Source organism: Sphingomonas sp., from assembly GCF_017745215.1.
In the GTDB taxonomy this organism is placed as follows: Bacteria; Pseudomonadota; Alphaproteobacteria; order Sphingomonadales; family Sphingomonadaceae; genus Sphingomonas.
This window is the reverse complement of record NZ_JAGHZV010000006.1, coordinates 203,362-223,715: the sequence shown is the minus strand read 5'-3', so window position 1 is coordinate 223,715 and position 20,354 is coordinate 203,362. Positions and strand designations below refer to the sequence as shown.

The window sequence follows — 20,354 nt, the reverse complement described above, 5'->3', positions numbered from 1 at the left end:
CCGCCGCGACCGCAGGCGCGAGGTTGTAGCGCGTCACGCGGTACGGCCCCGTCTTGTCGCGGAACGTCGCGACCGAGCCGAGCGGCACCATCTCGCCCGAATTCGACCGGGTCTGAAGATTGGCGATGTCCGCGATCGTGCGGCGATACGGCGCGTCGGCTTGCGCCGTCACGTGAAAGGTCCGGCCCAGAAGGTTGAAATCGTTGACGAACGCCGATCCCAGATAGACTTGCAGGGTTTCGAACACACGCGACGGCGGCACGCCGATCATATCCGCCTTGGCACGATCGATGTCGGCGAAAACGCGCGGCGTGGCGGTTTCGAAGAAGGTGTAGACCGCCTGCAGCCCCTTGGTCTGGTTGGCTTTGGCGATCACCGCATTGGCCTGCTTTTCCAGCTCGGCATAGCCGGCGCCGTCGCGATCCTCGATCATCAGGCGATAGCCGCCGGCCGATCCGATACCGCGGATCAAGGGAGGTGCCACGACCATCAGCCGCGCCTCGCTGATGTCCGAGGTCGCCTTGCGGGCATCGTCCATCAACTTGGCGAGCGTCTCGCCCTTGGCGGCGCGCGTCTTGAAATCGTCGAGCACCCAATAGGCCGCAGCCGAGCTTGCCGCGCGCGTCTCCGACGGGCCGTCGAAGCCCGAGAGCATGACGCTGCCCTTGATGCCGGGGATCTTGAGCACGCGCGCTGCGACTTTCTTCATCACGGCATCGGTGCGCGCCGTCGACGATCCCGGCGGAAGCTGGATGACGGTCAGGAAGTGAGCCTGATCCTGGGCGGGGATGAAGCCGACGGGCGTCGCCCAGAGCATGGCGACCGTCGCGGCGATCAGGCCGGCATAGGCGACCATCATCCGCTTCGGGCGCATCACCAGCGTGCGGGTGAGCCGGCTGTAGCCATTGCTCAGCCGCTCGAAGCCGCGGTTGAACGCATCGGCGGCGCGGGTGACCACGCGGCCGACCGGGCCTTCGTTGCCGCCCTCGTGACCCTTGAGCAGCAGCGCGGCGAGCGCGGGCGACAGGGTGAGCGAGACCAGCAGCGAGATCGCGGTCGCCGCCGAGATCGTCACCGCGAACTGCTTGTAGAAGGCGCCCGACAGGCCGTTGAGGAACAGCGTCGGCAGGAACACCGCGAGCAGCACCAGCACGATTGCGACGAGGGCACCCGACACTTCGTCCATCGACGTGCGCGCCGCCTCGAGCGGCGTCATCCCGTGCGAGAGGTTGCGCTCGACATTCTCGACGACGACGATCGCGTCGTCGACGACGATGCCGATCGCCAGCACCAGGCCGAACAGCGAGAGGTTGTTGAGCGAATAGCCCAACGGCAGCAGGATCGCCATCGTGCCGATCAGCGACACCGGGATCGCCACCACCGGGATGACCGCCGCCCGCCACTTCTGGAGGAACACGATCACCACCAGCACGACGAGCAGGATCGCTTCGCCCAGCGTGTGATAGACCGCGTCGATCGACTGGGCGATGAACTCGGTCGGGTTGTAGATGACGCGATATTCGAGCCCCTTGGGGAAGCCCTTCGACATCACCTGCATCTCGTGCTCGACGGCCCTGGCCGCGGCGAGCGCGTTCGAGCCCGGACGCTGGAACACCGCGGTGATCACGGTGGGGTCGCCCGAGAGATAGGTGTTGGAGTTATAGTCGGCGGCGCCCAGCTCGACGCGCGCCACGTCGGACACGCGCACCTGGCGCCCGTCCGGGTCGGTGCGGATGATGACGTTGGCGAACTGCGCGGGGTCCTTTAGCCGGCCCTGCGTCTCGACGTTGAGCTGGAAGGCCTGGCCGGTGTTGCTCGAGCCAGGCTGGCCGAGCGTGCCCGCCGCGACCTGGACGTTCTGCGCGCGCAGCGCCGCGACGATCTCGCCGGCGGTCAGGTCGAGCGCGGCGGCGCGGTTGGGATCGATCCACACGCGCATCGCATAGTCGCGGCTGCCGAACAGCCGGACGTCGCCGACGCCGTCGAGCCGGGCCAGCCGGTCGCGCACCTGGGTGAGCGCATAGTTGGAGATATAGCCGCGATCCAGCGAGTGATCGGGTGAGATCAGGTTCACGATCAGCAGGAAGTCGGGCGAGGTCTTGCGCGTCACCACGCCGGCACGCTGCGTCTGCTCGGGCAGGCGCGGGATCGCCACGGCAACGCGGTTCTGGACGAGCACCTGCGCCGCATCGAGGTCGGTGCCCTGCTTGAAGGTGACGGTGATCGTCAGCAGCCCGTCGCCGGTCGATTGCGACGACATGTAGAGCATGCCGTCGACGCCGTTGATCTCCTGCTCGATCGGCGCGGCGACGGTCTCGGCGACGGTCTCGGCCGAGGCGCCGGGATAGGCGGCGGTCACCGTGACCGTGGGGGGCACGATGTCGGGATATTGCGACACCGGCAGCGCGAAATAGGCGATCGCGCCGATGATCGTGATGATGATCGCGATGACCGATGCGAAGATCGGGCGCGTGATGAAGAAGCGCGAGAGGCGCATGATTCCTGTTCCTCTACGAGAGGCGAATGATCAGCAGTGGTTCGCGCGGATCAGTGCGCGAGCGTTGCCTCGCCGGCCGGCGGCGGAGCGACGGTGTCGCTCGTACCGCCCGTCTGCTGCGGGGCGATCCTGCCGTTGACGGTGAGCACCTTGCCGCCCGGCTGGGCGAACTGGATGCCGGTGATGACGACGCGGTCGGCCGGGGTCAGCCCGCTGCGGATCACGCGGAGGCCGTTGACGACGGGGCCGAGCGTGACTTCCCTGGGCGCGACCGTCCCGTCCTTGCCGACGGTGAGCACGATCTTGCGGACCTGGTCGGTCGAGATCGCGGTGTCGGGCACCAGCAGCGCGCGGGTGGTGCCGCCGCCCGCGAGCCGCATGTTGCCGAACAGGCCGGGCGCGAGGAAATTGTCCGGGTTGGCGATCACCGCGCGGGCGCGGATCGTGCCGGACTTCTGGTCGAGCCCGTTGTCGGTGAAGTCGAGATGGCCCTTCCAGCGATAATCGCCTTCGTCCTGAAGCTTGATCTCGACCGGCGCGGCGGTCTCCGACCCGGCGCGCTTCGACTTGAGGTACAGCGCCTCCGAACCGTCGAAGGTGAAGTAGATCGGGTCGAGCGCGTTGATCGTGGTGAGCAAGGTGCTCGCCTGGCCTTCGCCCGCCGCGACGAGGTTGCCCGCATCGACGCGGCGGTCCGAGATGCGGCCGCTGATCGGCGCGCGGACGACGGTGAACTCGACGTCGAGCGCACGGGCGCGGACGCGGGCCTGGGCCGCGGCGAGCGATGCCTGGGCTGCCTGGACGCGCGCGCGGAGGCGATCGACTTCGCTCTGCGACACCGCATCGGCCGAGACCAGCTTGAGCGCGCGCTCATAGTCGGTGCGGGCCAGCGCCAAGTCGCTCACCGCGGTGGCGACGCCGGCACGCGCCTCGGCGAGCGCGGCGGTGTAGGGGCGCGGGTCGATCGTGAACAGCGCCTGGCCCTGGCGGACCATCTCGCCGTCCCTGAAGTGGATCGCGACCACCGCGCCCGAGACGCGCGGACGCACTTCGACCGAGCGGCTCGGCTCGAAGCGGCCGACATAGGTGTCCCATTCGGTCACGTCCTGTGCGAGCGGCGCGGCGACGGTGACTGTGGGGGGCGGCGGTGCGGCGAGCACCGGCGCGTCGCGGTGGAACAGGCCATAGCCGGCCGCGACCAGCGCGACGGGGCCGACGATCCAGGCGGCGCGGCGGACGAGGCGCGAGCGATTGGCCTCGGCCTCGGTCTGCGCGGGCTTGGTCTCGGCCGTGTCGATGGGAGCGATCATGTTCATGCGCGGAATCTCCGGGGGGCGAGGGCGCGCGCGGCGCCGACGTGCGAGAGCAGGGTTTCGGTCTGGCCGGCGCTGAAGCCGGCGGCGAGGAAGGCGTTGCGGTCCTCGGAGGCGATCGGACGCGCCGAGGTCCAGGCGAGCACCGCGAAGCGCCGCAGCGCCTCGAGGCGAGGATTGGAAAGCGGCGTCTTCGGCGCGCCGCCGGCGACCAACCGGGCGAGCCGCGAGAGGAAGCCCGACGGGCGGATCGACGCGCGGCCGTCCCGGCGCGCCAGCGTCACCACCGACCATTCGAGCGGCGACAGCGCTGTCGCGACATCCTCGCGCGCTGCCGCAACCGGCGCGACGCCAAGACCCGCATGCACTGCGAAATCGAGATAGGCCACCTTTTGTCTCCACCCAGTCTCGGGACCCGGGATCACGGCGCACGGCCGCGCATCCCGGCGCGGATGGCCCCGCGCCAGCTCGGATCCCTCTCCGATGCATTCTTTCCTCCGGCGCAGCAGCGAATGCCGGCCCCGTCGGACGTTCTGTTTACGCAACCACCCACATGGACCAAGCCATCCTTTGGGATGTGCCGCTCGGCACATCGTATCCGGAGGACTCCATCCGTTCTATACCAAGCAGTATAGAAATCGGTTCAACTTGCGTCAAGGTTGAATTCTGTACCGGGCGATATTTTTTTGCGGTGCACCTAAAGCGCCGCTTGGGTCAAGCCCTATCGCGACGGCCAGACGGCCAGCGTCGTGTCGACCAACCGCTGCAACTCTTCACGGGTCGCGCCGGCGCCGGCCTGCACGGCCATGCCCTGGACGATCGCGACGAGATATTTGGCGATGCCCTCCGCATCGACCGGCGCGTTGAAGTCGCCTTCGTCGATCGCGCGCTGCATCCGCTCGACCATGGAGCGATGCGCAGCCTGCGAACGCGCCATCACTTCCTCGCGGATCGTCTGCGCCTCGGCACCGCACGCGACGGAGCTGATCACGCCGAGGCAGCCGCGCGGCTCCTCGTTGCTGGTCTGGTTCTCGAGCGCGCCGGTGAGCAGTTTCTCAGCCACCGAACGCGCCGTCGACGCGTCGAGCGCGGCCGCCATGTAGCACATCTTCTCGCGCTCATAGAGATCGAGCGCCTTGCGGAAGAGCGATTCCTTGTTGCCGAAGGCGGCGTAGAGGCTCGGGCGCGTGATCCCCATGGCATCGGTGAGGTCGGCCATCGAGGCGCCCTCATAACCCTTGCTCCAGAAGACGCGCAGCGCGGCGGCGAGGGCGGTGTCGACGCAGAATTCGCGCGGACGACCCTTCGAATGCGAGAGAATTGCTGCTTCCATAACAAGCGGTATATAATTAACCGGCGTGAGAAGTCCAGATACCGTGGCCAGCTAGGTGGATTGACGGAGGTCCCGGTGCGCCGCCAATCTAGCGCAAAAAGGCGATCTCGGGAGAGGCCCTTTCCGTCGGAGCCCCTGATGCGCCTGCTTGCCCTGCTTATCCTGTTGCTTTCCGTTCCCGCTGCCGCCCGGCCCGCCGACTCGCCCAGGCGATTGGTACTGATCGACGACGACGTGATCGGCCTGAACGGCGTACCTACCCTGCTGCTCCAGGCGCCGGGCGTCGAGGTGCTCGGCATCACCACAACCAGCGGATCGGTGTGGCGCGACACCGCGACCGCGCATGCGCTGCGCACGCTCGAGATCCTGGGGCGCACCAAGGTGCCCGTGGTGCCGGGCGCGACCTTCCCGCTGCTCAACAGCCAGGAGCAGGTGAAGCGCTGGGAAGGGATGTACGGCCGGCTCGTCTTCAAGGGACCCTGGACCGATTATTGGCCCGGCGATACGATCCAGGACCACCCCGGCGCCACCGATCCCAGGGTCGTGCCCGACCTTCCCGAGGGCAACCCCACGCTCAAGCCCTCGGCCGAGGTGGCGGCGCTGTTCCTGATCCGCATGGCGAGGGCGCATCCCGGCGAGATCACGCTCTTCGCCACCGGCCCGATGACCAACATCGCGCTGGCCTCCAGCCTCGATCCGGATTTCGCGAGGAACATCAAGGAGCTCGTCTATATGGGCGGGAGTCTCAACCCCACCCAGCGCATCCGCAACGCCTCCGCCGACCAGTTCGCGCGCGAGTTCGTCAATTCGCCGCGGCGCGAGTTCAACATCCGCTGGGACCCCGAGGCGGCGCGGATCGTCGCGCATGCGCCGTGGCGCAAGGTCACGATGATCCCGGTCGATCCGTCCACCGGGACGCAATGGTCGAGCGACTATCTCGCGACGATCCAGGCGGTGCCGTCACCGCTCGCCCAGGCGCTCGGCAAGTCGATCAGCCCGGGCTTTCCGATGTGGGACGAACTGGCGGCGATGGTGTGGCTCGATCCCGCGATCGTGACGCGCAGCGAGACGCTGTGGATCGACTTCGAGACGAGCATGGCCGCGGCCTATGGCGACACGCTCTCCTGGACCGAAGCCTATCGCCCGCACCTCGGCGAACAGGCGCAGACGGTGGTGCTCGAAGTCGACCGCGCCCGGATGGAAGCCGACATGCGCGCGCTTTATACCCGGCCCGTCGCCAAGTAGCGCGCGCCTTTCTGCGACTTTTCGGTTCTCCACGGCTTGAAGCGCGCCAGCGGCTGTGCCTAAGAGGCACAAAGCCGGGAGCCAGAACATGAACATCAGCCCCACCGATTTCGCGAGCCTGCTCTGTTCGCGGCTCTGCCACGACTTGCTCAGCCCCGTGGGCGCGCTCAACAACGGGATCGAGCTGCTCGCCGACGAGCACGACCCGGAGATGCGTCAGCGCTGCCTCGAGCTGCTGAGCGAGAGTGCGAAAGCCAGTGCCAACAAGCTTAAGTTCTTCCGCCTGGCTTTCGGCGCCGCGGGGGGCTTCGGCGAGACCGTCGACACGCGCGAGGCGCATGCCGCGATCGAGGGGCTGTTCGGCGACAACCACCGCGTGAAGATCGGCTGGCTGGTCGAGGATCCGGTGCTGCCCAAGAGCGCGATCAAGGTGTTGCTCAACCTCTCGCTGATCGCCGGCGACGCGCTGATCCGCGGCGGTCAGCTCGATATCGGTGCAGAGAAGGCGGCGAACACGATCGAGATCGTCGTTCGCGCCGACGGCCCGCGCATCGTCCTCGATCCGGAGCTGCGCAGCGCGCTGGCGGGGGGCCGTGACGAGCTGCCGGTCACGCCGCGCTCGGCGGCGGCGTTCCTCGTCAACGCGCTGGTCGAGCAGGGCGGCGGCGCGCTCCAGGTGAGCCCGCCCGACGCCGAAGTGCTGCTGTTCGGGGCGAGCTTCAAGGTATAAGCACGTCCCCGGAGAGGGGATCGAGACCATGACCGTCGCCTGGCTGAACGGCTTCCTGCCCGAGGATTTCGTGGCCGAGGACCGGCTGCGCGGGCCGGTGGGCACCGCCGCCGGACCGATGGGCGGCCGCAGCATCGAGATCGCCGACGCGCGGCCGATGCAGGCCGCGGCCAAGTCCGACAGCGAGTTCTTCGCCGAGCATGGCTTCGTGCTGCTGCCGCATGTCACGGCGGTGAAGGACTGGGACGCCGACATGGCGAGCGTCTACCTTCCCGAGGTCGGCACGCTGATCCGCGAGCGGCTGTTCCCGGACAAGCGCGTCGCATTCGACCTCTACCCGGGCGTGCTCCGCCGCGGCCGCGACACGCCGGTGCCCGCCTATGCCGACGGCGTCCATTCGGACGGCGGCGTGGGGCTCGACGATTATGCCCACAACATCGGCGCCTTCGCGGGCAACCAGGCCGCGGCCTGGTTCCGCGACATCTATTCGCGCGACCAGGTCGAGGGCGTGGTGTGGGTCGACTTCTGGCGGACGACCAACATGGACGCGCCGCTCGAGCACATGCCGCTCGCGCTGTGCGACATCTCCACGCTTTCGCCCGAGGACCTCGTCCCCACCGGCCTCACCGGCATCGCGCCCGAGGGCCGCGAGACGCATCACCTGTCGCTGCGCTTCAACCCCGGGCAGCGCTGGTATTATTATCCGCGGATGACGGCAGACGAGATGCTGGTCTTCAAGCTCGCCGAATTCTGGAAGACGCCGCATCCGCCGGGGAATTGCTTCCACTCGGCCTTCGCCGATCCGGCCGCGCCGGTCGATGCGGAGCTGCGCCAGAGCTGCGAATATCGCGTCGGCGTAACGGTGCTGCGCGGCTGAGGAGCGCGCAACAACCGATCGACCCACTAACCGGGAATTAACTCTGAGCGCCCATGGTGCCTGCTGCAAATTGGCGCCGGGACCCCATGGACGACCTGCTTCAGGAATTCATCGCCGAGACGCGCGAGACGCTCGAGGCGCTTTCGGGCGAGATCGTCGCCTGGGAGGCGCATCCCGAGGATCGCGCGCGGCTCGATGCGATCTTCCGATTCGTGCATACGGTGAAGGGAAGCTGCGGCTTCCTCGACCTGCCGCGCCTCGGCCGGCTCAGCCATTCCGCCGAGGACGTGCTCGCCCAGGTGCGCTCGGGCGACCGCAAGCCCGATCGCGCGCTGGTCAACGCCGTGCTCGCGGTGGTCGACAGGATCGGCGAGCTGGTCGAAGCGATCGACGCGGGCGCGAGCCTCGACGACACCGGCGAGGACCTGCTGATCGCTGCCCTCGCCGAAGGCTCGGCCGAAGTCGCACAGGCGTCGAACGGCGCGATCCAGCGCGTCGCCTCGCGCAGCGTCCGTCTCAACGTCGAGCTGCTCGACCGGATGATGTCGGGCATGTCGGACATGGTGCTCGCGCGCAACGAGCTCGCCCGAAGGCTGCGCCAGGGCGAGATCGATCCCGCGGTCGAGGCTGCGCTCGAACGGCTGTCGCTCACCGTCGGCGAGATGCGCGACACGGTCACGCGCACGCGCATGCAGAAGATCGACGCGCTCTTCTCCGCGCTGCCGCGGATGGTGCGCGACACCGCGGCCGGCCTCGGCAAGTCGGTGATGCTCCAGGTTGAGGGTTCGGACGTCGAGCTCGACCGCGAGATGATCGAAGTGATGCGCGATCCGCTGGTGCACATCGTGCGCAACGCGATCGACCATGGCATCGAATCGCCCGCCGAGCGCCGCGCCGCAGCAAAACGCGAGAACGGCCGGCTCTCGGTCTCGGCGCGCCAGTCGGGCAACCAGATCATCGTCGAGATCGCCGACGACGGCCGCGGCATCGACACCGAGCGGCTGATCCGCAAGCTCATCGCGCAGGGCCGCAACGAGCGCGAGTTGCGCGCGCTCCCCGAACGCGCCAAGCTCGACCTGATCTTCCAGCCCGGGCTCACCAGCAAGGACGAAGTCAGCGACATCTCGGGCCGCGGCGTCGGCATGGACATCGTCCGCGCTTCGATCGAGCAGATCGGCGGGCGCATCGACCTCGACAATGCGCCGGGCAAGGGCCTGCGCATCGCGATCCATGTGCCGCTCACGCTCTCGATCATCTCGGCGATCGTCGTTGGCGTGAGCAAGCAGCGGTTCGCGCTGCCGCGCCAGGCGATCGAGGAGATCGTCACCGAGCGCGGCGACCAGATCCGCATCGACATGCTCGGCGGGAGCCGGATCGCCACCGTCCGCGACCGACGCATCCCGCTCGTCGACCTCGGCGAGCTGCTCGGCATCGAGCACCGCCAGGCGTTCGGAGAAGCACAGATGCTCGCGATCGTCAGCGTCTCCGAGGGCAGCTATGCCCTGGCCGTCGACACCGTGCTCGACAATGAGGAGTTGGTGATCAAGCCGGCCTCCCCCGCGGTGATGACGACAGGCGTCTATGCCGGCCAGACGTTGCCCGACTCGGGGCTCCCGATGCTCATGCTCGATTGCGCAGGCATGGCGCGCGCCGCAGGGCTGATCTTCCACCGCGACACGCTTCACGACGATGAGGACGAGGATGCCGTCGGCGAGACGCCAGGCACGCCCGCGTTGCTCTTCGCCGATCTGGACGGCAAGCGCCGCGCGGTGCCGCTCGCCATCGTCGACCGCGTCGAGCAGGTCGAAAGCGCGAGCGTCCGCTTCTCCGCCGGCAGCCATCGCCTCTCGATCGACGGCCGCATCCTGCCGCTCGCCGCGCAGGGCGAAGTCGGCACGCGCGCCAAGCTCAGCGTGCTCCGCCTCAAGGACGGCGACAACGAAGTCGCCTATGCGATCGATGAAGCGCTCGACATCGTCATCCTGCCCGAAGAGATCGCCCCGGCGCGCGAGCCCGGCCCGGTCGCGGGCGTGGTGCTGCTCGATGGCGAGCAGGTCGAACTGCTCGACGCCTTCTGGGTGTTCGGCGAGTTCGGCAGCGACGACGAGGAAGACGTCGCGCCGGTCTGCCTGCTCGCGGGCGACAGCGACGGCTGGATGGCCTCGTTCGTCCGCCCGATGCTCGAGGCGGCTGGCTATCGCGTCGTGACCCAGCTCGCCTCGGGCGAGACTGCCGCGGTCGTGCTTACCCAGAGCGACCTCGCCGAGGCCGACGGTGCGGCCATGCCGGTGGTGCGGCTGCGCCGCCGCAAGGCCCCGCGCGGCGCTTCGGACGACAGCGTCTATCGCTATGACCGCATGGGGCTGCTCTCCGCGCTCGAAGCCCGCGTCGCGGGAGGCCGCGCATGACTCATCTCTATCTCATCGCCCAGATCGCCGGCCGCTGGGTCGCGATCGACTCGGACCAGGTCGAATCGGTGGTCGACATCGGCGAAGTGACCGCTGTGCCGCGCGCGAGCGAGCACGTCCGCGGGCTCGCCGCGCTGCGCAGCCGCGTGGTGACGGTGGTCGACACCCACGCCGCGCTCGGGCTGCCCTCAGCCGAGACCGAGGGGCGCCGCGCGGTGATCACCCAGATCGAAGGCCATCATTATGCGCTGCTCGTCGATGCGCTGGAGGACGTCGCGCCGTTCGAGCTGCTGCCGCTCGCCGGCGGGATCTCGCTCGAGCGCGCCTGGCGCCACGTCGGCCGCGGCCTCGTCGAGCGCGACGGCGAGCCGGTGCTCGCGATCGATCTCACTGCTTTGGTGCCGGGACATTCCGCTGCCGCCGCGTGATTCCCGGACGCCGCAATTAACGCGGCGCTTACGGGTTTCATGTCAGACCAATTGTTGCACGCCCGGAAGCTTGGGGAACAGGGGAATATGAAGACTTGCCTCGTCGTCGATGACTCCAAGGTGATCCGCAAGGTCGCCCGGCACATCCTTGAAACCCTGGATTTCGAAGTCCGCGAAGCCGGCGACGGGCGCGAGGCGCTCGATTCGTGCCTGGCGACACCGCCCGACGTGATTCTGCTCGACTGGAACATGCCCGTGATGAGCGGCATGGACTTCCTGCGCGCGCTCAAGGATTCGGGGCTGCCCCAGCGTCCGAAGGTGGTGTTCTGCACCACCGAGAACGGCATGGCCTATATCCGCGCCGCGATCGAAGCGGGCGCCGACGAATATGTCATGAAGCCGTTCGATCGCGAGACGCTCGAGAGCAAGCTGCAGATCGTCGGCGTCGCCTGAGCGAGCCCGCGAGGAGCGGCGTGATGGCGCGGAACACCAATATCGTCGAAGTCGGCCCGGGCGCGCACCATGGTGCGCCGGCCCGCGTGCTGATCGTCGACGATTCGGTCGTCGCCCGGTCGGTGATCGGGCGGATGATCGAAGGCACGCGCCACTTCACCGTGGCCGGCGCGGTCAGCGACGCGCGCGCGGCGCTCACCTTCCTCACGCGCCATGACGTCGAGATCATCCTGCTCGACATCGAGATGCCCGGCGTCGACGGGCTGACCGCGCTGCCCGACCTGCTTGCTGCGGGCCGAGGCGCCAAGGTGCTGATCGTCTCCTCCTCCGCCGAAGAAGGCGCCGCCGCCACCGTGCAGGCGCTCGCGCTCGGCGCGGCCGACACGCTGGTCAAGCCCGGCGTCGGCGCGTTCGGCGGGCGCTTCGCCGAAGTGCTCGAGGAGCGGCTGGAGCGACTGATGGAGCCGCACGCCGAGACCGCCCCGTCACTGCCGACCTCGACGGTACCGGCATTGCACGATGACTTCGACATCGTCGCGATCGGCGCCTCGACCGGCGGCATCCACGCGCTCAGCCAGCTGCTCCGCGCGATTCCGCAGAGCTTCCAGGTGCCGATCCTGGTGACCCAGCACCTGCCGCCTTCGTTCATGAGCTTCTTCGCCGCGCAGCTCGCGGTGCTCGGCAGCCGGCCGTGCGACGTCGCCGCGGAATGCATGCGCATCCGGCCGGGCCGAATCATCGTCGCGCCCGGCACCGCGCACATGCGCGTCGTCCGCACCTCCGAAGGCACCGCGATCCGGCTGACCGAGGAGCGCTGCACGAGCGGCTGCATGCCCTCGGTCGATCCGATGTTCGAGTCGATCGCCGAAGTCTACGGCGCCCGTGCGCTGGGCATCGTGCTCTCGGGCATGGGCCGCGACGGCAGCGAGGGCGCCGCCAGGCTGGTTGATGCCGGCGCGCGCATTGTCGTGCAGGATCGCGAGAGCTCGGTCGTCTGGGGCATGCCCGGCAGCGTTGCGAGCGCCGGTCGCGCCAGCGCGGTGCTGCCGCCCGAGGAGATCGGCAAGCTCGTCGCCAGCCGGCGGAGGCCGTCATGAGCTATCACGCGCCCGCGCCGAGCATGCCGACCTCGTCCTCGGCGCTGAACGCGATTTCGGCATTGCTCGAGGAACGTACCGGCCAGCAACTCGCGGCAAACCGGGCCTGGCGCATCGAGACGGCGCTCAAGCCGCTGATGCGCGAACGCGGGCTCCATAGTCTGGACGATCTGATCGCGGCCATGGTCGTCGCACGAACGGGGGAACTTGCGGACATGGTGGTGGATGCCCTCCTCAACCAGGAAACGAGCTTCTTCCGCGACGCCGCGGTGCTCGACCTGCTCGCCGACGCCGTCACCGACATGCGCGCGGAGCAGCCGCACCGGCGCCTGCGCATCTGGTCCGCGGGCTGCTCGAACGGGCAGGAGCCGCTGAGCCTGGCGATGCTGCTGCTCGAGCGGGCAGGGGGGGCGAACGCCACCATCCCCGAGATCGTCGCGACCGACATCTCGGCGAGCGCGCTGGCCCGCGCCAAGGCGGCGCGCTATTCGCAGTTCGAGATCCAGCGCGGGCTTTCGGTGCGCCGGATGATCTCCTGGTTCGAAGGCACCAACGGCGACTGGACCGCGAACAGCGACCTGGTGAACCGCATCCAGTTCCGCCAGCAGAACCTCGCCTCCGATGCGCCGCCGCCGGGCAAGTTCGACGTGGTGCTGTGCCGCAACGTCATGCTCTATTTCACGCTCGACGTGCGCCGCCAGGTGTTCGAGCGGCTGTTCGAGGCGCTGCGCCCGGGCGGGCTGCTCGTGCTCGGCGCCGGCGAGACGGTGATCGGCCAGACCGACCGCTTCGTGCCGAGCGACCGCTACCGCGGCTTCTACCATTCGATCGACGAATTCGCGCCCAAGGTGGTTCGCGTCGCGGGTTGAACCCCGAGGCCATTTCGTCTCTAAGCCGCGCATGGACAGCGGGCTCACCATCATCGAGGCGCCGTCGCCCAATTTCGACGAACGGGCGCTGCCGGTCTCGATCATCGTCCTCCACTATACCGGCATGCAGGATGCCGAATCGGCGATCCATCGGCTGCGCGATCCCGCGGCGAAGGTCTCGGCGCACTATCTCGTCGCCGAGGACGGGACGATCCTGCGCCTGGTGAACGAGGACAAGCGCGCCTGGCACGCCGGCCGCTCGCACTGGCGCGGTACCACCGACATCAACAGCGCGAGCGTCGGGATCGAGATCGTCAATCCTGGTCATGAGTTCGGCTATCGCCCCTTTCCGGACGAGCAGATCGCCTCGGTGATCCCGCTCGTCGCCGAGATCAAGCAGCGCTACGCCATCACCCGCGGCAACGTCGTCGGCCATTCGGACATCGCCCCGGCGCGCAAGCAGGACCCGGGCGAGCTCTTCCCCTGGCACAGCCTCGCGCGCCTGCGCCTCGCGCTGCCGCGGCCGACCAAGAACCTCATGGACCCCGGCTGGACCGACGCCGGCTTCCTGATGGCGCTCGACCGCTTCGGCTATGACGTGACCGATCCCGAGGCGGCAGTGACAGCCTTCCAGCGCCGCTTCCGCCCCGAGCATATCGACGGCGAGATCGACATGGAACTGCGCTGCATCCTCCTGGCGCTGCTCCTCCCCAAGCCGCAGGGCGACGATTAGTCGCGGGGTGCCGGCGCGCCTTTGGGGTCGGGGACCAGCTTGCCGTCGACGCGGATGAACGCGCTTCCCGCCGGTGCCTCGAGGAAGGGGATGATCTCGGGGTCGTAGTTGGCGATCGTGTTGACCGTATAGACGCCGTGGTTCGCGGCATTGTCCATATAGGCGTCGTCCTCGTCCCCGGCGAGGAAGCGCCAGCCGCTGTCGACCGGATCGTGCGGCGCCTCGCGGTACATATAGCCCACCTTGTGGCCGTCGACCGTGATCCGGTCGCTGGCGATCGCCACGCTGTTGTCGTCGACCAGCCGCTTCATCCGCTCCTTCGGTATGGCGAATTGCTTCATCGGCCTGGTTCCGTCGCCTGCCTGCTGCGCCTGGGCGGGAGCCGCGGCGAGGTAAGTCAGGATCGCCGCGAACCCCAGAAGAATGCGTCCGTTCATGGGCCGAACCTAGTTACGCGCGTAGAAGGAGCCAATCCCTTTCAACTCGGTTACCTGCGCCTTTACGCAGGTTGGTTACGCCTCTGTCATCGCGGCGGGGTTAATGCAGCGTTGGAGGAAATCATGCTGCACTCGAACCAGGGCCTGGGATCGCAATATACCACCATGGGGCCCGTGCGGGTGCGGCTGACGGGCGTCGCGCGGACCGATGGCGAAGGCAAGCCGCTGCCGTCGGTGACGGCGCCGACCGTGGCCGAGGCGTCGAGCGCGCTCGAGCGGATGGCGCGCGTCGTGGGCGCCGACGCGGTGCTCAAGCCCTCGACCGACTATCGCGCCGCCGCGCTTGCCGCCGGGCCGCTCGGCAGCCTTACGCATATCGTCGTCACCGCCTCGGGCACGGCAGTGGCGTACAACGCCGTTGAATCCGAGAAGTCGGACGCAAGCGACGGCGAGGCCGAGGACGAGCAACCGCCGGCCGCCTGACCGGCTTGCACGCGCGCCGCCGGACGCTATAGCGCCTCCACTGCCAGAGGGCCGGGCGGCCGCGGGTGCGCAAGCACGCGAGGAAAGTCCGGGCTCCATGGAACGACGGTGCCGGGTAATGCCCGGCGGGGGCGACCCCAGGGAAAGTGCCACAGAGAGCAGACCGCCAACCGGCCTTCGGGCGAGGGGCAAGGGTGAAAGGGTGCGGCAAGAGCGCACCGCGCGACCGGCAACGGAAGCGGCACGGCAAACCCCACCGGGAGCAAGACCGAATAGGGGCGCCACATGGGCCATGTTCCGGCCCCGGCGCCCGGGTTGGTTGCTTGAGCGGCGGAGCGATCCGTCGCCTAGAGGAATGGTCGCCCATCGCCGAAAGGCGAGGACAGAACCCGGCTTACAGGCCCTCTGGCAGTGTTCGTGCTCTTTCGTCGAAACTCCAGGCGCCATCTACCCAGCCGTCATCCCGGCGAAAGCCGGGACCCAGGGTTACAGAGGAAGTCGCCCGCGGCCCTGGGTCCCGGCTTTCGCCGGGATGACGATGGAAGGAGCGGGCTTGTTTGGATACCGGACGGCACCGTTCATTCGTTAATTTTTTCGCTTCCGGGCTCGCCCCAGGTGGCGCTTGTCACATCCTTTGCCTATCTCGGTTCGATGGCCCGTTCGACGCGATCGATGGATTGGGGATTCCCCCGCTGGCGCGAGTATGGCGCCGCGCGCGAGGCGCAGCAGGTGCGCCTGTGCGACCGCGACGGCTGCCAGGAACCCGGCGACCGGCCTGCGCCCAAATCGCCCAACAGCCCCGAGCGCTGGTATTTCTGCGAGACGCACGCCGCCGAATACAATCGCAACTGGAATTACTTCGAAGGCCTGACCGCCGAGGAAGCCGCCAAGCGCGAAGCCGACGAGCGGCGCTCGGCGAACGGCTTCGCTGAAGCCTCGCATTATGGCTGGGCGGGCCCCGGCGACGGCAGCCGCTCGCGCGACGAGATGCGCGCGCTGGAAGTGCTCGAACTCGAGGCGGATGCCGATTTCGAAGCGGTCCGCGTCTCCTATCGTCGGCTCGCCAAGGCCAACCACCCCGACGTCCGCCCGGGCGACGCCGAGGCCGCCAAGCGCTTCCACGGAATCCAGGCCGCCTATGACGTGCTCAAGGCCGCCGAGGAGCGGCGGAGCTGGAAGGGCGATTGAGCACGCGGCCGATCCGTTCGAACTGGGACGACGCGATCCTCGTCTGCGCCAAATGCTCGAAGAAGCTCGACGGCGGCTTCGGGCCGAAGGGCAAGACCGGGCTGGCCAAGGCGCTGCGCAAGGCCTTCGGGCTCAAGAAGGGCCGCAAGAGCCGCGCCGGCATCGTCGAAGTGAAGTGCCTGGGGGTCTGCCCGCGCGGCGCGGTTACGGTAGTCAACGGCAACGACCCCCACGGCTGGCTGCTGGTAGAGAAGGGCACGCCGGTGGAAGAGGTAGGCGAGGCGCTGGGGCTGGGCGAGGATTCGCGTCCGGAGACTCGCTGAACGCTCAGTTCGTCGCGGGGCAGCGGAAGGGGAACTGGATCTTCATGCTCTTCGGCCGCTGCTCGCATTCGATGCGCGAGCGGAACTCTGGCGGGACGACAGGCGCGGGCCCCGCCCGGAGCGCTGCGAACGGCGGCGCGATCGCCGGCTTAATCGCCCGCCAGCGGACGCCATAACCTTCGTCCGAGAAACTGTCGTCGAACAGGTCGACCTTATCGAGGTCCACCTCCTTGGTATATTCGATCACGAAGTCGCCGCCGTCGGTCACGGCGCCCTCGGCGACTTCGAGCGTCGGAGATCCGCCGACATAGGCTTCGGTTGGCAGTGCGCGTGCGCCGAACAGACAAGCCGTGCCGGGCGGCGGCACCGTGTTGCACGCGACCGTATAGGCGAGCAGCCGGTATCGGCCCCGCGGCACGCGATAGTAGCGCGCTTTCACGTCGATCATGTTGGTGCCCATCACGGGCACGCCGGCACCCCGCTCGAAGCGGAGGACCAGGGGGCCGTCGGCGCCGTCGGGCCTGACTTCGACCAGGTAGAGATAGGCGGTCTCGATGAACTGCCGCTGCGACCGCAGCGACAGGCGGAGCACGCCCTCGCCGGACTTCAGCCCCGCCGGCCCCTTGATCTCCTTGGGCTCGACGATTCGGGTCTCGGGCGGCGGCGGAGGTGCGAGCGCGACCAGGGCCAGCGCTACCAACGGCATGAAATTCATGGCGCACCTCGTATCACCGCCGCCTCGTGCAAGGCTCGTCGACGATGCTTGATCCGTCCGGGTGCGTCAACGGATGGGCGGCGTTCGGCGGGCCCCGGGGTCAACGGGGCCTGCGGGCGGTCCTGATCTTAATAAGGCCGCCGAGGGTGTCACGAAGAGCTGGCACACCGCGATCGTATGGACGGCGTAGTCGTTCATTGCCCAACGATCGGCGACACTTGGGCGAGAAGATCCTGGTGTGGTATTGAGATAATACAGTTTACACGGTTGACACCAATCATGTGAAAAACCGTTTGGCGTCAGCGGACGCGTGTTGGCTCCGAAAGGGAGGCTGGCGTGGATCGACGATGCGAAAGAGCGGCGAGCAGGCTCGCCTTTGAACTCCTATTTTGCAAGTCGCCGGCCGCGCGGATCAGAGCCGACCGGCTCTCCCTGCCAACTTACGCGTAGCGCTCGGCGGTTTCGCGGATCAGCGCGATCATGTTGGGGATGCCCTGGGTGCGGTTCGAGCTGAGCTGGTTGCGCAGGTCGAAGGGGGCGAGGGCGGCTTCGATGTCCGTGGCCAGGATGGCGGCGGGCGCCTTGTCCTGCACCGCGATCAGCACCAGCGCGATAATGCCCTTGGTGATCGCGGCATTCGAATCGGCGAGGAAGTGGAGCGAGCCGCCCTCGGCGTCGTTGCGGGTGGGATAGACCCAGACGGCGGCGGAGCAGCCGCGCACCAGTGTCGCATCGGTCTTGAGGGCTTCGGGCATCGGCTCCAGGCCGCGCCCGAGATCGATCAGCAATCGGTAGCGGTCGTCCGCGTCGAGGAATTCATATTCCTCCTGGAGCTCGGCGAGGGTCGGCATGCCGGCCCCGCTAGCCGGGTGGGCCTCAGAGGTCCACCCCGGCCGCGATCGCCTCGAGCTTGCGGATGCGCTCCTTCAGGTCGGCGATCTCGATCCGCGACGCGGCCGAGCCGGTCGGCATCGGGTGCGCGTCGGGCGAGGGACGGCGGTCGCCGAGCTCGAGCTGCTTGAGCCGCAGCCAGCCGCGCCAGCCCGAGAGCCCCGCTGCAGTGACCATCGCCACGCCGGCGAGGCTCGACAGCGCGACGGTGGTGTAGACATGGGCGTCCATGATCACATCAGCCTCCCATCAAACCTTGTTCTTGTCGCGGAGCGCTTCGATCTCGCGATCGATGCGGGCGCCGCTCTCATTGTCGGTGACCACGCGCTCGAGGACCTGGATACGGTCCCGGAGCGTGCGGATTTCGTCGCGAAGCCGGGCGTTCTCGGCCGTGTCCGCGCCGGTCGGCACGTGGACCTCGTTGCCCCACTGGTCCTTGCGGACCCCGTAGCGGGCCTTGAGCACGCTGCCGATGGTGACCACGACGATGATCGCGACAACCATTTCGAACGGATTCATTGGCGTGGAACTCCCTGTCTTCGCGTCGTTTCTTGCTTATTCGGCGGGCTGGACCCGATCGGTCGCCTGCATCGCGCGGCGGCGCGGGCGATCGCGTTTTTCGGCCAGCCAGACCCCGATGGCGGTGGGGACCGCCAGTACGGCAACAACCATCAACATGTCTCTATTCCTTCGGTTCGCCGGGCGTGCCGGCGGTTGGTCAGTTCAGCGGCTCGTCGCGAAGCCTGTCGATCTCTTCGGAGAGATCGGCGCCGCGATCGGTCGCGATCCTTTCGAGAACCCTCACCCGCTGCTCGAGCCGCTCGGTGTGGGCGGCATATTGCGCCGCCTTCTCTGCCACCATCTGAGCCTCGAGCTCCATCTTGCGCCGTTGCAGCTCGATCCAGGGCTTCACGAACACGCCGCCGATGATGGCCACCAGGCCGCAGCAGATCCCCAGGATCGGTATCCAGAACGGGCTCATCCCAGTTTCTCCTCAGTTCCGCGTGCCGCGCAGCTGCTCGATCTCGCGATCCAGGCCATGCGCACTGTCGGTCACGATACGCTCGACGTTGGCGAGCCGGTCCTTGATCGAGCCGAGCTCCGCGCGGAGCTGGGCATTTTCCTGGCTGAGCAGCTTGATCCGCTCCATCGCCTCGTCGTCGGTCTTCGGATAGATCGGCTTGCCCCAGCTGTTCTCGAGCGGGTAGCCGTTCTTGATCCGGAGCCAGGTGGTGAACACCCAGGCGCCCACCGCAACCGAGACGATCACTGCGATCATCGGGAAGATGCCCGAGAGGCTCTGCAGGAACGCTACTTTCTCCGAGTCCATTATCGTGTCTCCCCTCAGCGCAGTGCGTCGATTTCGCGGGCAACCCGCTCGGCGGGATCGGTGGCGATCCGCTCGAGCACGGCGAGCCGCTCCTCGAGCCGGTGGATCTGGCCGGTCAGCCGTTCATTCTCGGACGAGAGCAGCGCGATCTTGCGTTCGGCTGCCAGGCCCCCGTCCTGGGCTCCCCGGGCCCGCCCGGTGAGGCGGCTCGACGGGCAATCATCCTCGACCGGGTAGCCATGCTTGGCGCGAACCCAGGTCTGGAACGCCCTGGAGGCCATCACGACGCCGACGATCAGCACCGGTACCAGCCAACCCATATGTTCCATTGTTTCCTCCCTTTGGCAGCCGCGGCTGGATCAGCGCAGGCTGTCGATCTCATCGGCGAGCCGGGTATTCCGGCTGGTGTAATAGACTTCGATGTCGGCAAGGCGGCGATCGATGTCGCGGAACTTCGAGCGGATCTCCGAGGTCGAGCGCTTCGGGTTCGAGCGCACGCCCTGCCAGAATTTCGCTTCCTCCGGCGTCTCGTAGAGCCCCCGCGGCGCCGCCGGCGCCATCCAGGCGATCAGCAGATAGGCGACGAGGTTGAACGGGAACATCGCGAAGGTCAGCAGCACGAAGCCGAGGCGGAGCCAGATCACTTCGATGCCGGTGTAGTCCGCCAGGCCCGAACAGACGCCCAGCCACTTGGCATTCTGCTTGTCGAGGTAGAATTTGGTGCGGCTGGCCATCTCAATTCCTCCGTGAGAAGTCGTACGGATCGGGCTCGGGCTCGCGCCGCGGGCGGAAATCCGGGTTGTCGGCGGCAACGATGCGCTCGACGGTCTGGAGCCGGTCCTCGAGCTGGCGGGCGAGATAGTGCAGCTCGTCGAGCAGCTTCTCGTCCTCGCCCGTGATCGTCGCGGCCTGCTTCCACTTGGTGATATAGTGCATGATCACCCAGGGGAGCCCGATGAAGAGCATCCCCACGATCATGATCGGAAGGAACACATCCTCCATCG

The 20,354-nt window shown here is 67.9% G+C and carries 27 protein-coding genes and 1 other RNA gene; 13 read left to right on the top strand and 15 right to left on the bottom strand.

The annotated features are described in order from the left end of the window. The 4 genes from J7495_RS08620 to J7495_RS08605 form a co-directional block, all read right to left on the bottom strand. Window positions 1-2,497: efflux RND transporter permease subunit (locus J7495_RS08620; protein ID WP_294056065.1), on the bottom strand; the 2,497-nt coding region annotated here is incomplete at its 3' end. Window positions 2,498-2,547: 50 nt separating this feature from the next. Beyond that, window positions 2,548-3,813 carry an efflux RND transporter periplasmic adaptor subunit gene (locus J7495_RS08615; protein ID WP_294056064.1) on the bottom strand — a complete coding sequence of 422 codons (1,266 nt, stop codon included), beginning with the start codon at window positions 3,811-3,813 and terminating at the stop codon, window positions 2,548-2,550. Then, complete coding sequence (locus tag J7495_RS08610) at window positions 3,810-4,199, bottom strand: hypothetical protein (RefSeq protein ID WP_294056063.1); 390 nt, start codon at window positions 4,197-4,199, stop codon at window positions 3,810-3,812. Before J7495_RS08610 ends, J7495_RS08615 begins: the two co-directional genes overlap by 4 nt. A 332-nt stretch (window positions 4,200-4,531) precedes the next feature. After that, window positions 4,532-5,143: a TetR/AcrR family transcriptional regulator gene (locus tag J7495_RS08605; protein ID WP_294056062.1), complete on the bottom strand. Its 612-nt coding sequence runs from the start codon at window positions 5,141-5,143 to the stop codon at window positions 4,532-4,534. Between the two features lie 138 nt (window positions 5,144-5,281). On the opposite strand from J7495_RS08605, the gene J7495_RS08600 reads away from it, so the two are divergent. The 9 genes from J7495_RS08600 (at window position 5,282) to J7495_RS08560 (ending at window position 13,983) form a co-directional block, all read left to right on the top strand. Continuing rightward, window positions 5,282-6,388 (top strand): nucleoside hydrolase, encoded by a 1,107-nt coding sequence (locus tag J7495_RS08600; RefSeq protein WP_294056061.1) that lies wholly within the window; start codon window positions 5,282-5,284, stop codon window positions 6,386-6,388. A gap of 88 nt (window positions 6,389-6,476) precedes the next feature. Continuing rightward, window positions 6,477-7,118: a histidine phosphotransferase family protein gene (locus J7495_RS08595; RefSeq protein ID WP_294056060.1), complete on the top strand. Its 642-nt coding sequence runs from the start codon at window positions 6,477-6,479 to the stop codon at window positions 7,116-7,118. A gap of 28 nt (window positions 7,119-7,146) precedes the next feature. Continuing rightward, window positions 7,147-7,995: a CmcJ/NvfI family oxidoreductase gene (locus J7495_RS08590; RefSeq protein ID WP_294056059.1), complete on the top strand. Its 849-nt coding sequence runs from the start codon at window positions 7,147-7,149 to the stop codon at window positions 7,993-7,995. 86 nt (window positions 7,996-8,081) lie between these two features. Beyond that, window positions 8,082-10,403: a chemotaxis protein CheW gene (locus J7495_RS08585; protein ID WP_294056058.1), complete on the top strand. Its 2,322-nt coding sequence runs from the start codon at window positions 8,082-8,084 to the stop codon at window positions 10,401-10,403. Further along, the gene (locus tag J7495_RS08580) at window positions 10,400-10,831 is read left to right on the top strand and encodes a chemotaxis protein CheW (protein ID WP_294056057.1); all 432 of its coding nucleotides are present in this window, start codon (window positions 10,400-10,402) and stop codon (window positions 10,829-10,831) included. The genes J7495_RS08585 and J7495_RS08580 overlap by 4 nt, the downstream gene beginning before the upstream one ends. Before the next feature lie 87 nt (window positions 10,832-10,918). Beyond that, window positions 10,919-11,284 carry a response regulator gene (locus tag J7495_RS08575; RefSeq protein WP_271239577.1) on the top strand — a complete coding sequence of 122 codons (366 nt, stop codon included), beginning with the start codon at window positions 10,919-10,921 and terminating at the stop codon, window positions 11,282-11,284. Window positions 11,285-11,307: 23 nt separating this feature from the next. Beyond that, window positions 11,308-12,381, top strand: a complete 1,074-nt coding sequence (cheB, locus tag J7495_RS08570) for a chemotaxis-specific protein-glutamate methyltransferase CheB (RefSeq protein ID WP_294056056.1) — start codon at window positions 11,308-11,310, stop codon at window positions 12,379-12,381. Next, complete coding sequence (locus J7495_RS08565) at window positions 12,378-13,250, top strand: protein-glutamate O-methyltransferase CheR (protein WP_294056055.1); 873 nt, start codon at window positions 12,378-12,380, stop codon at window positions 13,248-13,250. Before cheB ends, J7495_RS08565 begins: the two co-directional genes overlap by 4 nt. Window positions 13,251-13,281: 31 nt before the next feature. After that, a complete protein-coding gene (locus J7495_RS08560) occupies window positions 13,282-13,983 on the top strand; it encodes an N-acetylmuramoyl-L-alanine amidase (RefSeq protein ID WP_294056054.1) in 702 nt (233 codons plus the stop codon). Here J7495_RS08560 and J7495_RS08555 read toward each other — a convergent pair. Beyond that, window positions 13,980-14,420, bottom strand: coding sequence for a DUF2185 domain-containing protein (locus tag J7495_RS08555; protein WP_294056053.1), 441 nt, complete (start codon window positions 14,418-14,420; stop codon window positions 13,980-13,982). The genes J7495_RS08560 and J7495_RS08555 overlap by 4 nt on opposite strands. 123 nt (window positions 14,421-14,543) lie before the next feature. Here J7495_RS08555 and J7495_RS08550 point away from each other — a divergent pair, with 123 nt between their 5' ends. The 4 genes from J7495_RS08550 to J7495_RS08535 all read left to right on the top strand — a co-directional run bounded on the left by J7495_RS08550 (window position 14,544) and on the right by J7495_RS08535 (window position 16,414). Further along, window positions 14,544-14,903, top strand: coding sequence for a hypothetical protein (locus tag J7495_RS08550; RefSeq protein WP_294056052.1), 360 nt, complete (start codon window positions 14,544-14,546; stop codon window positions 14,901-14,903). Between the two features lie 43 nt (window positions 14,904-14,946). Further along, window positions 14,947-15,316, top strand: an RNA gene (rnpB, locus tag J7495_RS08545) — RNase P RNA component class A. A gap of 238 nt (window positions 15,317-15,554) precedes the next feature. Beyond that, window positions 15,555-16,091, top strand: a complete 537-nt coding sequence (locus tag J7495_RS08540; protein WP_294056051.1) for a J domain-containing protein — start codon at window positions 15,555-15,557, stop codon at window positions 16,089-16,091. Continuing rightward, window positions 16,088-16,414, top strand: coding sequence for a (2Fe-2S) ferredoxin domain-containing protein (locus J7495_RS08535; RefSeq protein WP_294056050.1), 327 nt, complete (start codon window positions 16,088-16,090; stop codon window positions 16,412-16,414). The genes J7495_RS08540 and J7495_RS08535 overlap by 4 nt, the downstream gene beginning before the upstream one ends. A gap of 4 nt (window positions 16,415-16,418) precedes the next feature. On the opposite strand, the gene J7495_RS08530 is transcribed toward J7495_RS08535, so the two are convergent. From J7495_RS08530 to pspB, 10 genes are all read right to left on the bottom strand, one after another. Further along, on the bottom strand, window positions 16,419-17,129 hold the full coding sequence (locus J7495_RS08530) for a hypothetical protein (RefSeq protein ID WP_294056049.1): 711 nt from the start codon (window positions 17,127-17,129) through the stop codon (window positions 16,419-16,421). A gap of 440 nt (window positions 17,130-17,569) precedes the next feature. Further along, window positions 17,570-17,980, bottom strand: a complete 411-nt coding sequence (locus J7495_RS08525; RefSeq protein WP_294056048.1) for a SufE family protein — start codon at window positions 17,978-17,980, stop codon at window positions 17,570-17,572. A gap of 25 nt (window positions 17,981-18,005) precedes the next feature. Then, entirely contained in the window at window positions 18,006-18,254 is a 249-nt protein-coding gene (locus J7495_RS08520) for a hypothetical protein (RefSeq protein ID WP_294056075.1), read from the bottom strand. A 15-nt stretch (window positions 18,255-18,269) separates the two neighbouring features. Continuing rightward, window positions 18,270-18,539, bottom strand: coding sequence for a hypothetical protein (locus tag J7495_RS08515; RefSeq protein WP_294056047.1), 270 nt, complete (start codon window positions 18,537-18,539; stop codon window positions 18,270-18,272). 36 nt (window positions 18,540-18,575) lie between these two features. Beyond that, window positions 18,576-18,698, bottom strand: a complete 123-nt coding sequence (locus tag J7495_RS08510) for a hypothetical protein (RefSeq protein WP_294056046.1) — start codon at window positions 18,696-18,698, stop codon at window positions 18,576-18,578. A gap of 40 nt (window positions 18,699-18,738) precedes the next feature. After that, a complete protein-coding gene (locus J7495_RS08505; protein WP_294056045.1) occupies window positions 18,739-19,002 on the bottom strand; it encodes a hypothetical protein in 264 nt (87 codons plus the stop codon). Between the two features lie 12 nt (window positions 19,003-19,014). Beyond that, window positions 19,015-19,299 (bottom strand): hypothetical protein, encoded by a 285-nt coding sequence (locus J7495_RS08500; RefSeq protein WP_294056074.1) that lies wholly within the window; start codon window positions 19,297-19,299, stop codon window positions 19,015-19,017. Between the two features lie 65 nt (window positions 19,300-19,364). Continuing rightward, window positions 19,365-19,670, bottom strand: a complete 306-nt coding sequence (locus J7495_RS08495) for a hypothetical protein (protein ID WP_294056073.1) — start codon at window positions 19,668-19,670, stop codon at window positions 19,365-19,367. Between the two features lie 39 nt (window positions 19,671-19,709). Continuing rightward, window positions 19,710-20,084 (bottom strand): envelope stress response membrane protein PspC, encoded by a 375-nt coding sequence (gene pspC / locus J7495_RS08490; protein WP_294056044.1) that lies wholly within the window; start codon window positions 20,082-20,084, stop codon window positions 19,710-19,712. Between the two features lies 1 nt (window position 20,085). Then, window positions 20,086-20,352, bottom strand: a complete 267-nt coding sequence (gene pspB, locus J7495_RS08485; RefSeq protein WP_294056043.1) for an envelope stress response membrane protein PspB — start codon at window positions 20,350-20,352, stop codon at window positions 20,086-20,088. Window positions 20,353-20,354 lie beyond the last annotated feature (2 nt).

Excerpts from the sequence above, each read along its gene's own strand:
- J7495_RS08540 (WP_294056051.1), top strand. The coding sequence starts at position 15,555 with ATGGCCCGTTCGACGCGATCGATGGATTGGGGATTCCCCCGCTGGCGC.
- J7495_RS08580 (WP_294056057.1), top strand. The coding sequence starts at position 10,400 with ATGACTCATCTCTATCTCATCGCCCAGATCGCCGGCCGCTGGGTCGCG.
- J7495_RS08500 (WP_294056074.1), bottom strand. The coding sequence starts at position 19,299 with ATGATCGCAGTGATCGTCTCGGTTGCGGTGGGCGCCTGGGTGTTCACC.
- J7495_RS08515 (WP_294056047.1), bottom strand. The coding sequence starts at position 18,539 with ATGAATCCGTTCGAAATGGTTGTCGCGATCATCGTCGTGGTCACCATC.
- J7495_RS08575 (WP_271239577.1), top strand. The coding sequence starts at position 10,919 with ATGAAGACTTGCCTCGTCGTCGATGACTCCAAGGTGATCCGCAAGGTC.
- J7495_RS08555 (WP_294056053.1), bottom strand. The coding sequence starts at position 14,420 with ATGAACGGACGCATTCTTCTGGGGTTCGCGGCGATCCTGACTTACCTC.
- J7495_RS08505 (WP_294056045.1), bottom strand. The coding sequence starts at position 19,002 with ATGAGCCCGTTCTGGATACCGATCCTGGGGATCTGCTGCGGCCTGGTG.
- pspB (WP_294056043.1), bottom strand. The coding sequence starts at position 20,352 with ATGGAGGATGTGTTCCTTCCGATCATGATCGTGGGGATGCTCTTCATC.
- J7495_RS08595 (WP_294056060.1), top strand. The coding sequence starts at position 6,477 with ATGAACATCAGCCCCACCGATTTCGCGAGCCTGCTCTGTTCGCGGCTC.
- J7495_RS08590 (WP_294056059.1), top strand. The coding sequence starts at position 7,147 with ATGACCGTCGCCTGGCTGAACGGCTTCCTGCCCGAGGATTTCGTGGCC.
- J7495_RS08565 (WP_294056055.1), top strand. The coding sequence starts at position 12,378 with ATGAGCTATCACGCGCCCGCGCCGAGCATGCCGACCTCGTCCTCGGCG.
- pspC (WP_294056044.1), bottom strand. The coding sequence starts at position 20,084 with ATGGCCAGCCGCACCAAATTCTACCTCGACAAGCAGAATGCCAAGTGG.
- J7495_RS08585 (WP_294056058.1), top strand. The coding sequence starts at position 8,082 with ATGGACGACCTGCTTCAGGAATTCATCGCCGAGACGCGCGAGACGCTC.
- J7495_RS08530 (WP_294056049.1), bottom strand. The coding sequence starts at position 17,129 with ATGAATTTCATGCCGTTGGTAGCGCTGGCCCTGGTCGCGCTCGCACCT.
- cheB (WP_294056056.1), top strand. The coding sequence starts at position 11,308 with ATGGCGCGGAACACCAATATCGTCGAAGTCGGCCCGGGCGCGCACCAT.
- J7495_RS08525 (WP_294056048.1), bottom strand. The coding sequence starts at position 17,980 with ATGCCGACCCTCGCCGAGCTCCAGGAGGAATATGAATTCCTCGACGCG.
- J7495_RS08510 (WP_294056046.1), bottom strand. The coding sequence starts at position 18,698 with ATGTTGATGGTTGTTGCCGTACTGGCGGTCCCCACCGCCATCGGGGTC.
- J7495_RS08550 (WP_294056052.1), top strand. The coding sequence starts at position 14,544 with ATGCTGCACTCGAACCAGGGCCTGGGATCGCAATATACCACCATGGGG.
- J7495_RS08605 (WP_294056062.1), bottom strand. The coding sequence starts at position 5,143 with ATGGAAGCAGCAATTCTCTCGCATTCGAAGGGTCGTCCGCGCGAATTC.
- J7495_RS08600 (WP_294056061.1), top strand. The coding sequence starts at position 5,282 with ATGCGCCTGCTTGCCCTGCTTATCCTGTTGCTTTCCGTTCCCGCTGCC.
- J7495_RS08560 (WP_294056054.1), top strand. The coding sequence starts at position 13,282 with ATGGACAGCGGGCTCACCATCATCGAGGCGCCGTCGCCCAATTTCGAC.
- J7495_RS08615 (WP_294056064.1), bottom strand. The coding sequence starts at position 3,813 with ATGAACATGATCGCTCCCATCGACACGGCCGAGACCAAGCCCGCGCAG.
- J7495_RS08495 (WP_294056073.1), bottom strand. The coding sequence starts at position 19,670 with ATGGGTTGGCTGGTACCGGTGCTGATCGTCGGCGTCGTGATGGCCTCC.